The organism is Pseudomonas sp. GD03858 (assembly GCF_029840925.1).
In the GTDB taxonomy this organism is placed as follows: Bacteria; Pseudomonadota; Gammaproteobacteria; order Pseudomonadales; family Pseudomonadaceae; genus Aquipseudomonas.
The window spans coordinates 1-20,043 of the sequence record NZ_JAOCDM010000048.1; the positions used below are offsets into that span (position 1 = coordinate 1).

Consider the following 20,043-nt stretch of genomic DNA (forward strand, 5'->3'; position numbering starts at 1 on the left):
CGCAGAAGGAATCCAAGCCCATGCCCACCGCCCTAGACATCGCCGTAGTAGGCGCCACCGGCACTGTCGGTGAATCCCTCGTCCAGATCCTCGAGGAAGTCGCGTTCCCGGTCTCGACCCTGCACCTGCTGGCCAGCATGGAATCCGCCGGCAGCAGCGTCATGTTCGCGGGCAAGAAGTTGAAGGTCCGCGAAGTGGACAGTTTCGATTTCACGCAGGTCAAGCTGGTGTTCTTCGCCGCCAGCCCCGCCGTCAGCCGCAGTTTCGCGCCCAAGGCCATCGCCGCCGGTTGCGCGGTGATCGACCTGTCCGGCGCCCTGGACGGCGCCACGGCCCTGGTCCCGGAAGCCAATGGCGAGCGCATCGCCGAACTGCCGCAGCCGGCGCTGATCACCAGCCCGAGCGCCGGCGCGGTGGCCCTGGCCGTGGCGCTGGCGCCGCTCAAGGGCTTGCTCGATCTCGAACGCATCCAGGTCAATGCCTGCCTGGCCGTCTCGGAGCAGGGCAGGGAAGCCGTCAGCGAGCTCGCTCGGCAAACTGCCGAACTGCTCAATGCGCGCCCGCTGGAACCACGCTTTTTCGATCGGCAGGTCGCGTTCAACCTGCTGCCCCAGGTCGGGACGCCCGACGAGCAGGGCCACACGCCCGTGGAGCACCGCCTGGTCAAAGAACTGCGCCAGGTGCTCGACCTCCCGCAATTGAAGATTTCCGTGACCTGCATTCAAGTCCCGGTGTTTTTCGGCGATAGCTTCAGTGTGGCGCTGCAGAGCCGTCGACCGGTCGACCTGGACGCCGTCAACGCCGCCCTGGAGGCCGCTGAGGGCATCGAACTGGTCGAGCCGGGCGATTATCCGACGCCGGTCGGTGACGCAGTAGGCCAGGACGTGGTCTATGTTGGTCGTGTACGTCGCGGTGTCGACGAGCCGGAACAACTCAACCTCTGGCTGACCACCGACAACGTGCGCAAAGGCGCGGCGCTGAACGCCGTGCAGACGGCGCAATTGTTGATAAAACGCATGGCGTAAAAGATACTGCGAGCCATTTTGTCCTACGCCGCAACAGGGTTTTCGGGACGGTTCATACAAGGGAAGAGTTCATGCTTCGAATTCGCAAACTGGTTCTGGCCATCGCGGCAGCCTCGGCGCTGACGTCCGGCGTGGCGAACGCCCTGGGGTTGGGAGAGCTGACCCTCAAGTCGGCGCAGAACCAGCCGCTGGATGCCGAGATCGAACTGCTCGACGTGCGCGACCTCACAGCGGCGGAAATGGCGCCAAGCCTGGCGTCGCCGGAAGAGTTCGCCAAGGCCGGGGTGGCCTTCCCGCCTTATCTCGAAGACCTGACGTTCACGCCCGTGATCAACCCCAACGGCAAGAGCGTGCTGCGGGTCACCTCCAGCAAGGCGCTGCCCGAGCCGGTGGTCAAGTTCCTGGTGCAGGTAATGTGGCCGCAGGGCCGGCTGCTGCGCGATTACAGCGTACTGCTCGACCAGGCCCAAGCCCAGGGCAGTCAGGCGTCCCAGGCCAGCATTGCCCCGGCCGTGAGCACCGGCAGCTATACCACCAGGCGCCGTGACACGCTCTGGCAGATCGCCGCGCGCAACACCCACGGCGGCTCGATCCAGCAGACCATGGTGGCGATCCAGGCGCTGAACCCGGACGCATTCATCGGCAACAACATCAACCAGCTCAAGACCGGTCAGGTGCTGCGCCTGCCCGATCAACAGCAGGTGCAGAGCATTCCCCAGGCCGAAGCCAATCGCGAGGTGGCCGAACAGTATGCCGCCTGGCGTGAAGGCCGGCGCCTCGGTCCGCGTGCCCGGCAGTTGGATGCCACCCGTCGGGGGGAGGCAGGCGCGGCGCCGTCGCGCATCGCCCAGGGCGACAACCTGCGCCTGGTTTCCCCGGGCGGCAAGGGCGCGGCCGGAGACGCCAAGGCCCTGAACGACAAGCTGGCGGTGGCCCAGGAGAGCCTCGATACCAGCCGTCGCGACAACGATGAGCTCAAGAGCCGCATGTCCGACTTGCAGAGCCAACTGGACAAGCTGCAGCGTCTGATCGAGCTCAAGAACGACCAATTGGCGCGCCTGGAAGCACAGGGCGCCACGCCAACGCAGCCGCCAGCCACCGCGCTGCCGGGTGAGCCGGCGCCAGCGCAACCTGCCGTCAACGCCCAGCTCACGCCGGCCGAGCCGGTGGTCAGCCCGGCGCCGGCCGCGGCCGACACGGCGCCGCAGCAAGCGGCGACCGACGCGCCTGCCAGCGAAGAGCCCGGCCTGTTCGACCAGTTGTTGGGCAATCCCTTGCTGTTGGGCCTGATCGCCGGCTCGTCCTTCCTCGTTCTGTTGCTGTTGCTGCTGCTCCTGGCGCGCAAGCGCAAGGCCCAGCAGGAAGCCGAGAAGCACCTGCGCATGGCTCGCGCCCTGGCCGAGGAGGGCGAGCGCGGTCCGGACCTGGACCTGCCGCCGAGCAGTTTCGAAGGCCTGGAGGTCTCGGCGCCGAGCGTGACCCTGGCACCGGCCGTGGTGGCCGCTTCCGCCGCCGCCGCCGTTGCCGCCGAGAAACCCGTGCCGGCGGCGCCCGTCGAGGAGCCTGCGAGCGCAACGGATCCGCGTGCCGCACTGCTGGCCGAGGTTGACGAAAGCCTGGCCCGTGGCCGTCTCAATCATGCCGCTGATCTGCTGGAGGCCGCCGTGGCCTCCGAGCCCCAGCGCAGCGACCTGCGCCTGAAGCTGATGGAAGTCTACGCCCGTCAGGGCGACCAGGATGCCTTCGCCGGTCAGGAGCGCAAGCTGCCGGCCAGCGAAGAGAACCAGGCCGAAGTCAGCGCGCTGAAGGAGCGCTTCCCGGCAATGCTGGGGGTCGCCGCCGTCGCGGCGGGTGCAGCCGCGCTGGCCGCCGAGATGGACGAGCAGTATGTCCAGGAGCTGCTGCAGGACGATGCGCCAGCCGTTGCCGAGACGCCTGAGCCGGTGGTGGAACAGGAACCGGCACCCGAGGTAACTCCGGCCGATGCGCAAGACGACCTGGACAGTGCCTTTGACCTGAGCCTGGGCGACGACCTGCCTGTGGACGATCATCTCGAACCGTCGGCGCTGGACGACGTCGCCTCGGTCGACACGCCATCCCAGGCCGAGGCCGTTGCGGCCGAGCCCGACGCCGATGATGATTTCGAGGCGTTGCTGGCCCAGGCCCAGGCTACCCCGCAGAATGTCGACGACCTGGCTGATTTCGACCTGGATGTCGCGGAGCCGGCAGCCCCGTCCGAGAGCGAGGCTGCTCCGGTGGACGTGGCGGCCGAACTGGCGGCGTTCGAGGCCATTCCGGAGTTCGATCCGATCTCCGAGCTGGAGCTGCCCGAGGACTTCGACCTGTCGCTGTCGCTGGACGACGAATCGCCGGCGGCGAAGAACTTCGCCTCGGAACTGGACGACGTCAACGCCGAGCTCGACAAGCTGTCGCAGAACCTCGAGAACCCGTCGCTGGAGCCCCGCTTCACTGCCGAGGACGCCGCGCTGGAACCGGAGTCGCTGGACGACCTGGACTTCGACTTCTTCTCCGGCACCGACGAGGTGGCCACCAAGCTCGACCTGGCCCGCGCCTACATCGACATGGGTGACCACCAGGGCGCCCGCGACATTCTCGATGAGGTGGTCAAGGACGGCGACGACAGCCAGCGTCAGGAAGCCAACGAGATGCTCTCGCGCCTGGTCTGACGCGACGTTGCACCGCGCGGGGCAAGCCCATTCCCACTGCAGACGTGGGCGCGGGCTTGCCCCGCGATCATTTCGGCCCCCGCGCGGTTTGCCGGTATACTCCCGCCCTTCGTTTCATCATCAGGTTTGCCGCTCTTGGACATCATCGACACCGCCGCCGCCGAATCGGCAGCCGAAGGCTATACCCGCATCGCCCTGGGCGTGGAATACAAAGGCTCGCGTTATCGCGGCTGGCAGCGCCAGGCCAGCGGCGTGCCCAGTGTCCAGCAGGCCCTGGAGCAGGCGCTGTCGAAGGTGGCCGACGAGCCGATCTCGGTGATCTGCGCCGGGCGTACCGACGCTGGCGTCCACGGCTGCGGGCAGGTCGTGCACTTCGATACCCGCGCCGTGCGCGATGAACGTGCCTGGACCCTGGGCAGCAACTTCAACCTGCCCCACGACATCAGCGTGGTCTGGGCGGCGCCCATGCCGGCGCATTTCCATGCCCGCTTCAAGGCCACCGCCCGGCGTTACCGCTATGTCATCTACAACGACCCGATCCGCCCGGCGCATCTGGCCGAGGAAGTGACCTGGAACCACCGCCCGCTGGATGTCGGGCGCATGGCCCTGGCGGCCCAATACCTGCTGGGCACCCATGACTTCAGCGCCTTCCGCGCCAGCCAGTGCCAGGCCAAGTCGCCGATCAAGCACATTCACCACCTGCGCGTCACCCGCCACGGCCAGATGATCGTGCTGGACGTGCGCGCCACCGCGTTCCTCCACCACATGGTGCGCAACATCGCCGGGGTGCTGATGACCATTGGTGCCGGCGAGCGCCCGGTGGAATGGGCGCGCGAAGTGCTGGAGGGGCGCAACCGTCGCGAAGGCGGCGTCACCGCGCATCCCTACGGCCTGTACCTGGTGCAGGTGGAGTACCCGCAAGAGTACGCCTTGCCGCAGCGTTACATCGGCCCACACTTTCTTACCGGTTATGAGGCGCTGGCACACTGACGGGGCAAAAGTCATTTGCTACCATCGGCGCTTTCCCGATCACTCAAGGTTCGCCGTCCATGAGCTACGTTCGCAGCAAGATCTGCGGGATTACCCGCATCGAGGACGCCCTGGCCGCGGTCGAGTCCGGGGCTGATGCCCTTGGTTTCGTCTTCTACGCGAAAAGCCCGCGGGCGGTGGACGTGCGCCAGGCGCGGGCGATCATCGAGGCTTTGCCGCCGTTCGTGACTACCGTCGGGTTGTTCGTCAACGCGTCGCGCTGCGAGCTCAACGAGATCCTCGAGGTGGTTTCCCTGGACCTGCTACAGTTCCACGGCGATGAAACCCCGGCCGATTGCGAGGGCTACCACCGCCCCTGGATCAAGGCCTTGCGCGTGCGTCCCGGCGACGATCTGGAGGCAGCCTGCCAGCACTACGCCGGCGCCCGCGGCATCCTGCTGGATGCCTATGTGCCGGGCGTGCCGGGGGGAACCGGTGAATCCTTCGACTGGTCATTGATACCGCGGCGCCTGAGCAAACCGATCATCCTCGCCGGTGGCCTGTCGGCTGACAACGTCGCCGAGGCGATCCGCCAGGTGCGGCCCTATGCGGTGGATGTCAGCGGTGGTGTCGAGCAAGCCAAGGGCATCAAGGATCCGGCGAGGATCGAAGCCTTCATGCAGGCGGTGAAACACGCGTGAACGCGGATGTGACGGCTGGCCGCGCGCCATCGTCCATAGCTTTCGCAGCCCGGTGCTGCCAGGCCGCGCCAGTGCGCGGGGCGTACCGGGGAAGAATTGGAGGTGGGCGGCGCATGGCCGGCCCATCGTCGCGTTACAGAAGAATTTGAGCTCAAGGGCAGGGCGGGGCCGCGCAGGTCTCCCCGGCCAATACTGGAGAAAGCAAGCATGAGCAACTGGTTGGTAGACAAACTGATCCCTTCGATCATGCGTTCCGAGGTGAAGAAGAGCTCGGTGCCGGAAGGGCTGTGGCACAAGTGCCCGTCCTGTGAGGCCGTGCTGTACCGTCCGGAGCTGGAAAAGACCCTCGACGTCTGCCCCAAGTGCAACCACCACATGCGTATCGGCGCACGTGCGCGCATCGACATCTTCCTCGATCCAGAAGGCCGCGCCGAGCTGGGCGCCGAGCTGGAGCCGGTCGACCGTCTGAAGTTCCGCGATGGCAAGAAGTACAAGGATCGTCTGACCGCCGCGCAGAAGCAGACCGGTGAGAAAGACGCACTGATCTCCATGAGCGGTACCTTGATGGGTATGCCGATCGTGGTCAGCGCTTTCGAGTTCTCCTTCATGGGCGGTTCCATGGGCGCCATCGTCGGTGAGCGTTTTGTGCGCGCCGCCAACTACGCCCTGGAAAACCGTTGCCCGATGGTCTGCTTCTCCGCCTCCGGTGGCGCGCGTATGCAGGAAGCGCTGATCTCGCTGATGCAGATGGCCAAGACCTCCGCCGTGCTGGCGCGCCTGCGCGAAGAAGGCATTCCGTTCATCTCGGTACTGACCGACCCGGTCTACGGCGGCGTTTCCGCCAGCCTGGCGATGCTCGGCGACGTGATCGTCGGTGAGCCGAAGGCGCTGATCGGCTTCGCCGGTCCGCGGGTGATCGAACAGACCGTGCGCGAGAAACTGCCCGAAGGCTTCCAGCGCAGCGAGTTCCTGCTGGAGCACGGCGCCATCGACCTGATCATTTCCCGTGACGAACTGCGTCCGCGCCTGGCTCGCCTGCTGGCGCAGATGACCGGTCAGCCGACCCCGGAAGCGGCCAAAGAGGTCGCCGCGGTCGCGTGATGAACCAGCGCAGCCTGGGCGAGTGGCTCGCCTATCTCGAACAGTTGCACCCCTCGGCCATCGACATGGGGCTGGAGCGCTCGCAACAGGTGCTGGCGCGTTTGGGGCTGGGCAAGCTGGCGCCGCGGGTGGTGACGGTGACCGGCACCAACGGCAAAGGTTCGACGTGCGCCTTCGTGGCCGCGTTGCTGCGCGCCCAAGGGCTCAAGGTCGGGGTGTACAGTTCGCCGCACCTGCTGCGTTACAACGAGCGGGTGCTGATCGAAGGCCGCGAGGCCAGCGATGAGCGCCTGTGCGAAGCGTTCGCCGCGGTGGAAGCGGCACGCGGCGAGATCTCGCTGACTTATTTCGAAATGGGCACTTTGGCGGCGTTCTGGCTGTTCAAGCAGTCCGCGCTGGATGCGGTGGTGCTCGAGGTTGGCCTGGGTGGCCGGCTGGATGCGGTCAATCTGGTGGATGCCGACGTGTCGCTGGTTACCAGCATCGGCGTCGACCACGTCGACTACCTGGGCGACAGCCGTGAGTCGGTGGCCTACGAGAAGGCAGGGATCTTCCGCCAGGGCAAGCCGGCACTGTGCGGTGACCTCGATCCGCCGCAGCCGCTGCTGGACAAGGTGCGTGAGCTGAATTGCCCGTTCTTCCTGCGCGGGCGTGATTTCGACCTGGAGAGCGGCGCCGAGCACTGGCATTGGCGCGGTCGCCAGCTCGACGGTTCGCCCGTGGCGCTGCGCGAGCTGCCGTTGCTCGACCTGCCCATGGAGAATGCAGCCCTTGCCTTGCAGGCTTTCCTGCTGATGGGCCTGCCGTGGGATGCCGGCATGGTTCGCCAAGCCTTGCTGGATACGCGTGTCACCGGTCGTCTCGACCGACGCGAGCTGCTGTGGCAGGGCAAGCGCGTAGCGTTGCTGCTGGATGTCGGCCACAACCCGCACGCCGCCGAGTACCTCGCGCGCCGGCTGGCGGCACGCCCGGTGAAGGGCCGGCGCCTGGCGGTGTTCGGCCTTTTGGCCGACAAGGATCTGGCCGGTGTGCTTGCGCCGCTGCGCGATCAGGTCGCCGACTGGGCGGTGGCGCCCTTGGATACACCGCGCAGTCGCCCGGCCGTGGAGCTGGCGCAGGCCTTGACGAACCTCGGTGCGACGGTGAAGTCTTACGCCAGTGTCGATGCTGCCCTCGAGGGGCAGTGCGCCCAGGCGACGGCGGATGACCAGATCCTGCTGTTCGGTTCGTTTTTCTGCGTCGGCGAGGCTTTGGCCTGGCTCGAGCGGCAGGTTCCCGAGGATGGAGTAGATGGCAGTGCTGGATAAAGGGATGAAGCAGCGCATGGTCGGTGCGTTGGTGCTGGTGGCGCTGGCGGTGATCTTCCTGCCGATGCTGTTCACCCGTGAGGACGAGATGCGCCAGGTGCGCGTCGAGGCGCCGCAAGCGCCAGCCATGCCAAGCTTGCCCCAGGTGCAGGTGGAGCCTGTCCAGGTGCCGGAACCGCAGCCGTTGGCGGAGCAGAATGACCCGCCGCCGGTGGTGGTCAGTGAATCGACGGCGCCGATCACGGCGCCCAGCCAGCCCATCGCGCCGGTAGTACAGCAGCCTCAGCCCAAGCCGCAGACGCCGGTGCCGACGCCCAAGGTCGAGCCCCGTCCGTCGCCTGCGCCGAGTACCGCTCCGGCGACGGTTGCTACGGCCAAGCCGGCCGCGCCGTCGAAGATCGACGTCAATGGCCTGCCCGTGAGCTGGTCGATCCAGTTGGCCAGCCTGTCCAACCGGGTCGGTGCTGAAAACTTGCAAAAGACCCTGCGCAGCCAGGGCTACAACGCTTACATCCGTTCGGCGGATGGCATGAACCGGGTATTCGTCGGGCCGCTGATCGAGCGCGCCGAGGCCGAGCGCCTGCGCGATGCGATCAGTCGCCAGCAAAACCTCAAGGGCATCGTGGTGCGCTTCCAGCCGGAGCGTGGCTGACGCCCATCTCTGGACATGCACGTCCCTCTGTAGGAGCGGCCTTGCCGAGGCGTCGGACCGGTCGGAAAGGGCTGCGCAGCAGCCCCGGCAATTTCTCCTTCTGCGCTGAAATCCTGGGGCTGCTCTGCAGCCCTTTCGCGACACAAGGCCGCTCCTACAGGTGCGCGTAGGATTTTGCAGCGTGGGATTGCCCCGCGACGGCTTTTCTAGCCCGCAAAGCTGTCCCCAGAGTCAGCCTGTAGCCCTTCAAACACCTGACATTCCGCTTACCCCAAGCCCCTTTGCTCTGGTAAAATGCGCCGCCTCAAACGTCGGCAGGCAACACCGTGGCATTTACCTGGGTTGATTGGGCGATCATCGCGATCGTCGCCATTTCATCGCTGATCAGTCTCAAGCGCGGCTTCGTCAAGGAAGCCCTGTCCCTGCTCATCTGGATTGTCGCCGGCGCGGTGGCCTGGATGTTCGGCGGATCGCTCGCGCAGTATCTTGAAAGCTATATCCAGACACCGTCCGCGCGGGTCATCGCCGGCTGTGCCATTCTTTTCGTCGCCACGCTGCTGGTCGGGGCGATGCTCAATTTCCTCATCGGCGAACTGATCCGCGTGACCGGGCTGTCCGGCACCGATCGCTTCCTCGGCATGGCCTTCGGCGCCGCGCGAGGCGGGTTGCTGGTGGTGGTGGCCGTCGGGCTGCTGAGCCTGGGCCCGGTGCAACAGGATCCGTGGTGGCAGGAATCACGCCTGATACCACAATTTCTATTGGTAGCCGACTGGTCGAAGAACCTCATACTCGGGTTCACCGGCCAGTGGATGTCCAGTGGGGTCAGCGCACCCGTTGACCTTCCGTTCAAGGAGCAGTTGCTCGGGCCGACCAAGCCCTGAGCACGCTTCACTCAAGTTTCATCAAAGTAGGGGTTGCGTCGCATGTGTGGCATCGTCGGTATCGTCGGTAAGTCGAACGTCAATCAGGCGCTGTATGACGCGCTAACCGTGCTCCAGCACCGCGGCCAGGACGCTGCCGGCATCGTGACCAGCCACGATGGCCGGTTGTTCCTGCGCAAGGATAACGGCCTGGTGCGCGACGTCTTCCAGCAGCGCCACATGCAGCGCCTGGTCGGCAGCATCGGTATCGGCCACGTCCGCTACCCGACCGCCGGCAGCTCCACCTCGGCCGAGGCCCAGCCGTTCTACGTCAACTCGCCGTACGGCATCACCCTGGCGCACAACGGCAACCTGACCAACGTCGAGCAGCTGGCCAAGGAGATCTACGAGTCCGACCTGCGCCACGTCAACACCAACTCCGACTCCGAAGTGCTGTTGAACGTGTTCGCCCACGAGCTGGCGGTGCGCGGCAAGCTGCAGCCGACCGAAGAAGATGTGTTCGCCGCGGTTTCCCACGTGCATAGCCGCTGCGTCGGCGGTTACGCGGTGGTGGCGATGATCACCGGCTACGGCATCGTCGGTTTCCGCGACCCCAACGGCATCCGCCCGGTGGTGTTCGGCCAGCGCCACACCGATGAAGGCGTCGAGTACATGATCGCCTCGGAGAGCGTGGCCCTGGACGTGCTTGGCTTCACCCTGATCCGCGACCTGGCGCCGGGCGAGGCGGTTTACATCACCGAAGGCGGCCAGATGTTCACCAAGCAGTGCGCCGAAAACCCGAAACTGCAGCCGTGCATCTTCGAGCACGTCTACCTGGCCCGTCCTGATTCGATCATGGATGGCGTCTCGGTGTACAAGGCCCGCCTGCGCATGGGCGAGAAGCTGGCCGAGAAGATCCAGCGCGAGCGCCCGGACCATGACATCGACGTGGTCATCCCGATCCCTGACACCAGCCGTACCGCGGCGCTGGAGCTGGCCAACCATCTGGGCGTCAAGTTCCGTGAAGGCTTCGTCAAGAACCGCTACATCGGCCGTACCTTCATCATGCCCGGCCAGGCCGCGCGCAAGAAGTCGGTGCGCCAGAAGCTCAACGCCATCGAGCTGGAGTTCCGCGGCAAGAACGTGATGTTGGTGGACGACTCGATCGTGCGCGGCACCACCTGCAAGCAGATCATCCAGATGGCCCGCGAGGCTGGCGCCAAGAACGTCTACTTCTGCTCCGCGGCCCCTGCGGTGCGCTACCCCAACGTCTACGGCATCGACATGCCGAGCGCTCACGAACTGATCGCCCACAACCGTACCACCGAACAGGTGGCCGAGTTGATCGGCGCCGACTGGCTGATCTATCAGGACCTGCCGGACCTGATCGAATCGGTCGGTGGCGGCAAGATCAAGATCGAGCATTTCGATTGCGCGGTGTTCAACGGTGAGTACGTCACCGGCGATATCGACGAAGCCTACCTCGAGCGCATCGAGCAGGCCCGTAATGACCTGGCCAAGGTGAAGAACCAGGCGGTCAGCGCGATCATCGACCTGTACAACAACTGATTTGGGAGCGACGGCATGACCGAACAATGGGATGCCGGTCGACTGGACAGTGACCTCGAGGGTGTCGCTTTCGACACCCTGGCGGTACGCGCCGGTCAGAACCGCACACCGGAGGCCGAGCACAGCGAAGCGCTGTTCCTGACCTCCAGCTATGTCTTCCGCACGGCCGCCGACGCCGCCGCGCGCTTTGCCGGCGAAACGCCGGGCAACGTCTACTCGCGCTATACCAACCCGACCGTGCGTGCCTTCGAGGAGCGCCTGGCGGCCATGGAGGGCGCCGAGCAGGCCGTGGCCACCTCCACCGGCATGGCGGCGATCCTCGCAGTGGTGATGTCACTGTGCAGTGCCGGCGACCATGTGCTGGTGTCGCAGAGCGTGTTCGGCTCGACCATCAGCCTGTTCGAGAAGTACTTCAAGCGCTTTGGCGTGCAGGTGGACTACGTGCCGCTGGTCGACCTGAATGGCTGGGAAAAGGCTATCAAGGCCAACACCAAGCTGCTGATCGTCGAGTCGCCGTCCAACCCGCTGGCCGAGCTGGTGGACATCACCGCCCTGGCCGAGATCGCCCATGCCCGGGGCGCCATGCTGGTGGTGGACAACTGCTTCAGCACTCCGGCCTTGCAGCAGCCGCTCAAGCTCGGCGCGGACATCGTGTTCCATTCGGCGACCAAGTTCATCGACGGCCAGGGCCGTTGCATGGGGGGCGTGGTCGCCGGGCGTAGCGAACAGATGAAAGAAGTCGTGGGCTTCCTGCGTACCGCCGGCCCGACCCTCAGCCCGTTCAACGCCTGGATCTTCACCAAGGGTCTGGAGACCCTCAAGCTGCGCATGCGCGCCCACTGCGAGAGCGCCCAGGCGCTGGCCGAGTGGCTCGAGCAGCAGGAAGGTATCGAGAAGGTCCACTACGCCGGCCTGCCGAGCCATCCGCAGCATGAACTGGCCAAGCGTCAGATGAGCGGCTTCGGCGCGGTGGTCAGCTTCGAGGTCAAGGGCGGCAAGGAGGGCGCCTGGCGCTTCATCGATGCGACCCGAGTGATCTCGATCACCACCAACCTCGGTGACAGCAAGACCACCATCGCCCATCCTGCGACCACTTCCCATGGGCGTCTGACGCCGCAGGAACGTGACGCGGCGGGCATTCGTGACAGTCTGGTCCGCGTGGCGGTCGGCCTGGAAGATGTCGCCGACCTGCAAGCCGATCTTGCTCGCGGTCTGGCCGCGCTGTGATCGACTGGAAGGGCGGCGAGCCCGGCCATAATGGCCGGGTGGCCCTGATTACCGGTGCCGCCCGCGGCATCGGCCTGGGTATCGCCGCCTGGTTGATCTGCGAGGGTTGGCAGGTGGTGCTCAGCGACCTGGATCGCCCACGTGGCACCAAGGTCGCGAAGGTGCTGGGCGACAACGCCTGGTTCATCACCATGGATGTGGCCGATGAGGCCCAGGTCAGTGCCGGCGTGTCCGAGGTGCTGGGGCAGTTCGGCCGCCTGGACGCGCTGGTGTGCAATGCGGCGCTCGCCAACCCGCACAACCAGACCCTGGAGAGCCTGTCCCTGGCGCAATGGAATCGGGTACTGGCGGTCAACCTCAATGGCCCGATGTTGCTGGCCAAGCATTGCGCACCCTATTTGCGCGCCCATGGCGGCGCGATCGTCAACCTGACGTCCACCCGCGCCCGGCAGTCCGAGCCGGACACCGAGGCCTATGCCGCCAGCAAGGGTGGTTTGCTGGCCCTGACCCACGCCCTGGCCATGAGCCTGGGGCCGGAGATCCGCGTCAATGCGGTGAGCCCGGGCTGGATCGATGCCCGTGATCCTTCGCAGCGTCGCGCCGAGCCCTTGACCGAGGCCGACCATGCCCAGCATCCAGCCGGCAGGGTAGGCACCGTGGAAGACGTGGCGGCGCTGGTGGCATGGTTGCTGTCGCGCCAGGCCGGGTTCGTCACCGGCCAGGAGTTCGTGGTCGATGGCGGGATGAGCCGCAAGATGATCTACACCTGAGCGGCAAGCTATCAGCCTCAAGCTGCAAGAGGGGACCGTGAGGTCCCCTTGTTGTTTTGCGGAATCGAACAGGGTGGTGCAGCGATGGGGCTTTTCCTTGTCGCTTGCAGCTTTAAGCTTGCAGCTGTTTTTGCCCTTTTTGAAAAAAACTTCAATGGGGGTATTGACTTAGGATCGGTACCTGCGTAAATTTCGCGGCCTCAGCGAAGCAAACGCAACAAGCAACATCGCGGGGGTGATTAGCTCAGCCGGGAGAGCATCTGCCTTACAAGCAGAGGGTCGGCGGTTCGATCCCGTCATCACCCACCACTTCCTGAGAGCGTTCCTGGTTCAGCAGCTTCGAAAGAAGCGAGCTGGCAGAGAGGAACAGGACGCAAGTCCAACTATGCGCGGCGGTAGTTCAGTCGGTTAGAATACCGGCCTGTCACGCCGGGGGTCGCGGGTTCGAGTCCCGTCCGCCGCGCCATTCTTCTCCAGATGGGTGCTTGCACCGGTCTGAGGCCGCAAGGCCAGATCCCAGTTTCACTCAGGCGCAAGCCTGAACGATACGCAGCGGTAGTTCAGTCGGTTAGAATACCGGCCTGTCACGCCGGGGGTCGCGGGTTCGAGTCCCGTCCGCTGCGCCATCTTCTGCAACGAGCCCCTTGAACGCTCGAAGCAAACCGAAAAAGGCGATGAGCAATCGCCTTTTTTGTGCCTGGCTTTCGCGCCAAAGCGCTTGAAAGCTCAGATCCCAGTTTCAATCGGGTGCAAGCCCGAACGATACGCAGCGGTAGTTCAGTCGGTTAGAATACCGGCCTGTCACGCCGGGGGTCGCGGGTTCGAGTCCCGTCCGCTGCGCCATCTTCGCCTCGAGGCCCCTTGAACGCCTCGAAGCAACGAAAAAGCGACCTCAGGGTCGCTTTTTTCGTTTCTGGGCGCCGTGCGCCGCGAGGATTTGCTCCAGACTGACAGACTCTTCACGATCAACGGTTTCAGCGACCAATCGATGTGATGCACAATACCTCCCTTCGTTTCTTCCCGGAATTGGCAATGTCTAGATCAACCGTCTTTGCTGCGCTCGGGCTGGCCCTGGTGCTGGCAGGCGTGTCCGGCTGCTCCTCGAAAAAAACCGCGGTCTACGAGCACGAGAACTTCGATGACTCGGGCACCTTTTCGCGCAGTTTCGACACCAGTGAGGCGGGCTCCTGCGAGGCCGCGCGACGGGCGCTGCTCAGCCAGGGCTATATCATCACCAGCAGCGATGCCAACCAGGTCGCCGGCAACAAGAGCTTCCAGCAGAACGCCGAGAACCACCTGCAGATCAGTTTCAACATCACCTGCGTGTCGGACATGAGCGACAAGCAGCGTTCGACGATGTTCGCCAATGCCTTGCAGGACCGCTACACCCTGAAAAAGTCCAACACCTCCGCCAGCCTTGGCGTGGGCGTGCTGGGCTCGGTGTCGATGCCGATCGGCTCCACCGACGACTCCATGGTGAAGGTCGCCAGCGAGACGGTCACCGCCGCGCAGTTCTACGACCGTTACTTCGCCTTGGTGGAAAGCTACCTGCCGAAGCCGAAGAAGTCGGAGAAAACCGAGCCGGCCGCCGAGCCGAAGGTGGAAAAACCGGCCGCCGACCTAGGCTTGCCGGAGCCTGCGCCTGCTGCCCTGGCGCCCGCGCCGCAGCCTGCCGCGTCGGCAGCCGAGAGCGTGGTAGAGACGCCGGCCCCGGTACCGACTCCGGTTGCCGTGGCCCCTGCCGCCGCACCCGCTCCGGTTGCAGCACCCGCGGCTGCCGTACCGGCCAGCGAAGCTCCTGCGGCACCGGTAGTGGATGACAGCAAGGGGTCGCAGCCTATCGCGCCGCCTGCCGAGCCCGCGCCGATCCAGATGCAGCAGGAGGCGCCGGCGCCTGCGCAGGCGCCACTCTGACGGGTCGATAACTTCCCGGGCACTTGCTACGTTTATCGTTCATGGGGAGGTAATCATTCCTTCATTGTGCTGGCTTAGGTTGGCGCAATGACCGAAGTGCGATGAACGAAGAGGTGCCGAGATGGACGATTACCAGGAAGAACTGCTCGAGTTCCACGCGTACGAACTGGATCTGCCGGAGCCGGCGGATGACGCTACCGAGCTCTAGCCCACCTGCCGCTGATGGCGGCGAAACTCCCCGGGCGTCAGGCTCGTCCAGCGCTTGAAGGCGCGCTGGAAGGCTTCCGCCGAAGCAAACCCCAGCAGATAGGCAATCTCGCCGAAGGCCAGCTCCGTGTCGCGGATATAGGTCTCGGCCAGGTCGCGCCGTGTGTCGTTGAGCAGGTCGCGAAAGCGCGTGCCTTCCTCGGCCAACTTGCGGCGCAAGGTCCAGGTTGGTAGCTGCAGATGCCGCGCCACCTCCTCCAGATCCGGTTCACGTCCCCCGTTGAGCAGCGGCCCCAGCAGGTGCGTGATGCGTTCGCCCAGGCTGCGGATTCGCGTGCGCTGGGCCAGTTCCGTCTCGCACAGTTGCAGCAGGTGTTGCCAGGTGCCCGGACAATGCTGCCGGTTGGGCAGGGCCAGGGTGGCCAGGCTCAGGCGCAGCTGGTTGGCCGCCGCGCCAAACTGCACGGAGCTGGCGCACAGCCCTTGGTATTGCCCGACGTACTCCGGCGCCTCGAATTCGACTTCCAGGCGTTCGGCCTGTATCGGCCTTCCCGCCACGGCGCCAAGCTGTGCCAGCCAGCCACTGAGCAACGAGTCGACGACGAAACGGTTGTAGCTGTTGTATGGGCTGATGGAATAGAAGCGCAACCAGGCACCTTGGCTGTCCTCGTGGAAGCTCGACCGGCCACGATAGTTGGCGGCATACAGTGGCTCGAAGCGCAGCAGGGTGCGAGCGGCGTCGCCGAGTGTCGGTGCCTGGGCGGCGGTGACGCCGGCCAGGCCGGCCTGGGCCAGGCGGCTGAAGTGGCCCATGCGCAAGCCCAGTGCCGGCTCGGCGCACAGGGCGATGGCGGCATGGCCAAGGTGCATGTAGCGCGGGATCGACAGTCGCGCGCCCGGCTCTGCCAGGCGCCGTGCGTCCAGGCCGTAATGCATCAGAAGCGGTTGCGGGTCGTGGCCCAGCGCGATCAGCGCCTCGGCCAGTGGCTGGACGAAGCCTACCGACAGATCTCCCAGGCGCACGCGCGGACGAGGCATGGGCGTCACAGCCACAGGTTGAGCAGGCGGGCGCCGTGGCTGCTGTCGCCTACCCACAGGTGGCCGGGCTGGCTGGCAAAGCCCTGGCCATCGCCGGTCAGCTCCCAGAACTGGCCGCGCATGAACACGCTCATGCTGGGCAGGCTGCCATTGGCGGTCTGGGTCAACTGTTGCCAGGCATCCTGCTCGCTGACCTGGCCGCGTCGCAGTGGCAGGTCGTTGGCCGAGGCCTGATGGCGGTTGCCGCGCCAAGGGGCCTGCCAGCTCTGCTTGCCACTGAGAAAGACCGGGTTGGCGATCAGTTGCGCCGACTGCTGCGTGAGCTGTCGGTAATTGTCCGGGTACCAGCTGTCGCTGCCGACCAGCACTCCCAGGCGTCCCGCCGGGGTCTGCAGTACTTGCAAGGGGTGACGCTGGCCATCATGGATGTAGCGGCGGGTTTCGCTGTCGGGGTACTGCTGGTGCTGCGGCTGGCCCAGCACCGAGCCATCGCCGGCGAACACCAGGCTGCTGTTGAGCAGTGGGCCGCTACCAGTGCGCAGCACGCCGTTCTCGACGTAGGGGGTTGGCAGGACGATCGAGCCTGCCACCAGGGTGACGCCGAATTCCCGGGCCAGGCTGCCGAACACTTGCTGGTAGTCGGTGGCCATCTGTGCCGCTTTCATGCGCAGGTGGGCATCGGTGCGGCGATCGTCGCCAGTGGCGCTCAGCATTGCCAGGCCGTAGCGCAGCGGATTGCTCAGCTCCAGCCATTGTTCGGCCTCACGGCGGTGGCTGACTTGGTAAAACTCGCGCTTTTCGCCGCGGGCCCAAAGCCAGGTACCGATATGTTCCGGCAACACCACCACTGTGCGCGAATTGACCAACCCTTGCGCGCGGGCCTGCTCCAAGTAGGCCGACAGCTTGCGGTGCAGGCGTGCGAGGTTCTGGTAGTCGCCTGGATACAGCAAGGGCTCGACGCCCAGCAGATTACCGTGCTCGCCTGGCACCCCCTGGTTGAGCGCCAGCTCGATGCGCAGGTCGGACAGGTAATGCCCTTCCGGGCGCTGCAAGGTCCAGAAGCCATAACCGCAGAGGGCGGCGATGACGACCAGTGCCAGGGCGCTGACAAGCAGTTTGCGCATGGCTTCAGTGACCGCGCGAAAGTGAAGTGGACATGAAGGGGGTCAAGAGCATGGTGCGGTCTTGGTCATTGGCTTCGGGATTCCTGATGCACGGGTTCAGGCTCGGTGTTTTCGATCATACCAAAGCTGACAGCTGGCGACGGGCCGGATTTCGCCACGCGTCTTGGGCCCGTCGTCTCTGTGTAGAGGCAAGGCGTTCAGGGGCGCGCGGTCATGCAGCAGTTCATTCGGATTCTGCGGAACGGGTGAAGGATGTCAGGGCGCATTCCGGATTTGCGAAGTCCTGGCGGCACAGGCGACTGGGCATGCCTGGCGATCGGCCTAACAAGAAAGTAGTGGCAAGGGGCTAGCAGTATACAGACAAGTCTGTATACTGCGTCGCCCACGACATTCACAAGAATGAGAACAATGGAAATGGATTTCGCACTCGACCTGCCCGAGCGGCAGGTTGTCGCGCCTTGCGCACACCCATCTTTCGTCAGCCTGCTACGCCAGCGTGCCGAACAGACGCCTGACCGGCTTGCCATGACCTTTGGTGATGGCCAGACACTGTCGGCCAGCCTCACCTACCAAGACCTTGATTGCGCTGCGCGAGCCCTTGCCAGTCGGCTTCAGAGCATGGCGGTGGTAGGCAAGCGAGCCGTGATCCTGATGCAGCCCAGCGCGCAGTATGTGGTGGCGATCCTCGGTTGCTGGTACGCGCGACTGACGGCGGTGCCGGTTTATTCACCGAAGGTCAACGCTTCCTACGAGCGTGTCCGACTGGTGCTCGAGGACGCGGGCGCCGAGGTGATCCTGTCGACACAGTCGGTCATCGATGGGTTGCAGCAAGGGGAGTGGCCGGCGTTACACAATGGCTCGGTACAGGTGCTGGCGGTCGATGGCGTTGATCTGCAGTCCCCTGGGCCGTGGGTAATGCCGAACATCGAGCCGCAGACCTTGGCCGTGTTGCAGTACACCTCGGGTTCCACCGGCAAGCCCAAAGGCGTGCGCCTGCAACACCGGCATCTGCTGAAAAACTCTGAGATGATCCAGCGCGCCATGGCTAGCAGCGAGCATGATGTCGGCGTGGCTTGGCTCCCGCCGTATCATGACATGGGGCTGATCGGCAGCTTGTTGCAGCCCTTGTACTGCGGGTTTCCCGTCCACTTGATCGCGCCCGCGACATTTCTCCAGCGCCCGCATCGCTGGCTGGAGATGATTTCCCGGCTCAAGGCCACTGTCAGTGCGGCCCCAAACTTCGCCTACGATCTGTGCGCGAGGCGCCTGCGGCCAGAGCAGTTGGCCGCGCTTGACCTCTCCAGCTGGCGGCTGGCCGCCAATGGGGCCGAGCCAATTCGTGCCGAAACCCTTGACGCCTTTGCTGCCGCCTTCGCGCCGGCCGGCTTTTCACCAACGGCTTTCCAGCCATGCTATGGCATGGCTGAAACCACGCTGCTGGTATCCGCCAGCGATCCCCATGGCTCACGCCGGGAGCTTCTGGCCGATCCGCAAGCCCTCAAGCAGGGACTGTTGCGAGGCACCGGGAACGACGGCGTGCGTCTGGTGAGCAGTGGTCGTCCTGATCGTGACGCACAGGTGCGAATTGTCGATCCCCAACGCCATGTACCGTTGGCCGATGGGCAGGTCGGTGAAATCTGGATTGCGGGCCCGATGGTCGCCGATGGTTACTGGAACAACCCCGAAGCGACGCGCGAGACCTTCCTCGCCGGTCTCTCAGGCAGTCAGGAAATGTGGTTGCGAACCGGTGACCTGGGGGCGCTGCATGACGCTGAGTTGTATGTGACCGGTCGGATCAAGGACCTGATCATCATCCGTGGACACAACCACTACCCTACCGATATCGAGTCGACCGTCATGCTGGTGCATCCGGCCATCAAGGCTCATGGCGTAGCGGCTTATGCCTATGAGGACAGCGGTGAGGAAGCGCTGGGTCTGGTGGTGGAGGTCGAGCGGGGCGCCAGGGGACTGGATCTGGTGCGTCTGCGCGAGGACATCGTGCAGCGCGTTTCCCAGGTGCATCAGCTCAAGGTCTCGGCGTTGCTGCTGACGGCGCCAAACAGGATCGCTCGAACTTCCAGCGGCAAGATTCAGCGTGGCGAGACGCGTGACAGGGTACTTGCCGGGGCGATTGCCGTCTTGGAACAGGAGGGCAGCCGATGATCCTACCCCAGTACCTCAAGGCATTGGAAATGGAACAACGCCTGGGCGATCCTGAGCGTGCTGACAACCTGCTGTCCTTTGCCCGGGCGCTGCAATTGGACGAGGAGGATGCCTTCCCCGAGGCTCAAGTCAGTGCCTTGAACGCCATGGGCATGCCCAATTGCTATGTGCCGCGAGCGTTGGGTGGCGAGTTCACTGATTGTGAGGGCTTCGTCGCGCTCGGCCGCGTATTGGCGCGGCGCAACATGTCGGTGGCGGTCGCCTATAGCACCATGCTCTGGAGCACGCTGAGCTGGTTGGGTGGCAACGATCGACAGAAGCGCGACGTTGCCGACTGGATCATGCACAACGCCAGCTTTCCTTGCCTGGCGTACTCGGAGTCCGAGCATGGCGCCGATCTGGTGTCCAATCGCCTGACAGCGACTCGCAACAGCGACGGTAGCTATACCTTGCGTGGTGAAAAATGGCCGATCAACCGGGCGATCCGTTCTGACTTCCTGGTATTGCTGGCGCGCACGGACGAGCGCAACAACCTGCGAAACCATTCGTTGTTCATCATCAAGAAGGATCAACTCGACAGTCGCCGCTATTACTACCTGCCACGTGTCAAGACCCACGGCCTGAAAGGTTGTGACATCAGCGGCATCGGTTTTCGCGACTGCGTGGTGCCCGCTGATTGCCTGGTCGGCGAGGTCGGCCATGGACTGGAGCTGGCACTCAAGTGATTCC

At 64.9% G+C, this 20,043-nt stretch carries 16 protein-coding genes and 4 tRNA genes; 18 read left to right on the forward strand and 2 right to left on the reverse strand.

Annotated features, from left to right (window positions below; all coding sequences use genetic code 11):
• Positions 1–20 precede the first annotated feature (20 nt).
• The 16 genes from N5D48_RS14180 (at position 21) to N5D48_RS14255 (ending at position 14,782) form a co-directional block, all read left to right on the forward strand.
• Positions 21–1,025, forward strand: coding sequence for an aspartate-semialdehyde dehydrogenase (locus tag N5D48_RS14180; protein ID WP_279885217.1), 1,005 nt, complete (start codon positions 21–23; stop codon positions 1,023–1,025).
• A 71-nt stretch (positions 1,026–1,096) separates the two neighbouring features.
• A complete protein-coding gene (locus tag N5D48_RS14185; protein ID WP_279885218.1) occupies positions 1,097–3,712 on the forward strand; it encodes a FimV/HubP family polar landmark protein in 2,616 nt (871 codons plus the stop codon).
• 135 nt (positions 3,713–3,847) lie between these two features.
• A complete protein-coding gene (gene truA / locus N5D48_RS14190) occupies positions 3,848–4,702 on the forward strand; it encodes a tRNA pseudouridine(38-40) synthase TruA (protein WP_279885220.1) in 855 nt (284 codons plus the stop codon).
• Positions 4,703–4,761: 59 nt separating this feature from the next.
• Positions 4,762–5,382 carry a phosphoribosylanthranilate isomerase gene (locus N5D48_RS14195; RefSeq protein ID WP_279885222.1) on the forward strand — a complete coding sequence of 207 codons (621 nt, stop codon included), beginning with the start codon at positions 4,762–4,764 and terminating at the stop codon, positions 5,380–5,382.
• Positions 5,383–5,589: 207 nt separating this feature from the next.
• Entirely contained in the window at positions 5,590–6,483 is an 894-nt protein-coding gene (gene accD, locus N5D48_RS14200) for an acetyl-CoA carboxylase, carboxyltransferase subunit beta (protein WP_279885223.1), read from the forward strand.
• A complete protein-coding gene (gene folC / locus N5D48_RS14205) occupies positions 6,483–7,790 on the forward strand; it encodes a bifunctional tetrahydrofolate synthase/dihydrofolate synthase (RefSeq protein ID WP_279885226.1) in 1,308 nt (435 codons plus the stop codon). The genes accD and folC overlap by 1 nt, the downstream gene beginning before the upstream one ends.
• Positions 7,774–8,442, forward strand: coding sequence for an SPOR domain-containing protein (locus N5D48_RS14210; protein WP_279885228.1), 669 nt, complete (start codon positions 7,774–7,776; stop codon positions 8,440–8,442). The genes folC and N5D48_RS14210 overlap by 17 nt, the downstream gene beginning before the upstream one ends.
• Before the next feature lie 326 nt (positions 8,443–8,768).
• Complete coding sequence (locus N5D48_RS14215) at positions 8,769–9,323, forward strand: CvpA family protein (RefSeq protein WP_279885230.1); 555 nt, start codon at positions 8,769–8,771, stop codon at positions 9,321–9,323.
• 42 nt (positions 9,324–9,365) lie between these two features.
• Positions 9,366–10,871, forward strand: a complete 1,506-nt coding sequence (gene purF, locus N5D48_RS14220; protein WP_279885233.1) for an amidophosphoribosyltransferase — start codon at positions 9,366–9,368, stop codon at positions 10,869–10,871.
• 15 nt (positions 10,872–10,886) lie between these two features.
• Positions 10,887–12,098 carry an O-succinylhomoserine sulfhydrylase gene (locus tag N5D48_RS14225; RefSeq protein WP_279885236.1) on the forward strand — a complete coding sequence of 404 codons (1,212 nt, stop codon included), beginning with the start codon at positions 10,887–10,889 and terminating at the stop codon, positions 12,096–12,098.
• Positions 12,095–12,868, forward strand: coding sequence for an SDR family oxidoreductase (locus tag N5D48_RS14230; protein ID WP_279885239.1), 774 nt, complete (start codon positions 12,095–12,097; stop codon positions 12,866–12,868). The genes N5D48_RS14225 and N5D48_RS14230 overlap by 4 nt, the downstream gene beginning before the upstream one ends.
• Positions 12,869–13,101: 233 nt before the next feature.
• Positions 13,102–13,177, forward strand: a tRNA-Val gene (locus N5D48_RS14235).
• A gap of 80 nt (positions 13,178–13,257) precedes the next feature.
• Positions 13,258–13,334, forward strand: a tRNA-Asp gene (locus N5D48_RS14240).
• Between the two features lie 83 nt (positions 13,335–13,417).
• Positions 13,418–13,494, forward strand: a tRNA-Asp gene (locus N5D48_RS14245).
• A gap of 140 nt (positions 13,495–13,634) precedes the next feature.
• Positions 13,635–13,711: transfer RNA gene (locus N5D48_RS14250), tRNA-Asp, on the forward strand.
• A gap of 189 nt (positions 13,712–13,900) precedes the next feature.
• The gene (locus N5D48_RS14255) at positions 13,901–14,782 is read left to right on the forward strand and encodes a DUF2242 domain-containing protein (protein ID WP_279885242.1); all 882 of its coding nucleotides are present in this window, start codon (positions 13,901–13,903) and stop codon (positions 14,780–14,782) included.
• 204 nt (positions 14,783–14,986) lie between these two features.
• Here N5D48_RS14255 and N5D48_RS14260 read toward each other — a convergent pair whose 3' ends face one another.
• Entirely contained in the window at positions 14,987–16,027 is a 1,041-nt protein-coding gene (locus N5D48_RS14260) for an AraC family transcriptional regulator (protein WP_279885244.1), read from the reverse strand.
• A gap of 5 nt (positions 16,028–16,032) precedes the next feature.
• Positions 16,033–17,151 (reverse strand): nitrilase-related carbon-nitrogen hydrolase, encoded by a 1,119-nt coding sequence (locus N5D48_RS14265; protein ID WP_279885246.1) that lies wholly within the window; start codon positions 17,149–17,151, stop codon positions 16,033–16,035.
• A gap of 414 nt (positions 17,152–17,565) precedes the next feature.
• Here N5D48_RS14265 and N5D48_RS14270 point away from each other — a divergent pair, with 414 nt between their 5' ends.
• Both N5D48_RS14270 and N5D48_RS14275 read left to right on the forward strand, forming a co-directional pair.
• Entirely contained in the window at positions 17,566–19,314 is a 1,749-nt protein-coding gene (locus tag N5D48_RS14270; protein ID WP_279885247.1) for a fatty acyl-AMP ligase, read from the forward strand.
• Complete coding sequence (locus N5D48_RS14275) at positions 19,311–20,039, forward strand: acyl-CoA/acyl-ACP dehydrogenase (protein WP_279885249.1); 729 nt, start codon at positions 19,311–19,313, stop codon at positions 20,037–20,039. Before N5D48_RS14270 ends, N5D48_RS14275 begins: the two co-directional genes overlap by 4 nt.
• Positions 20,040–20,043: the final 4 nt, after the last annotated feature.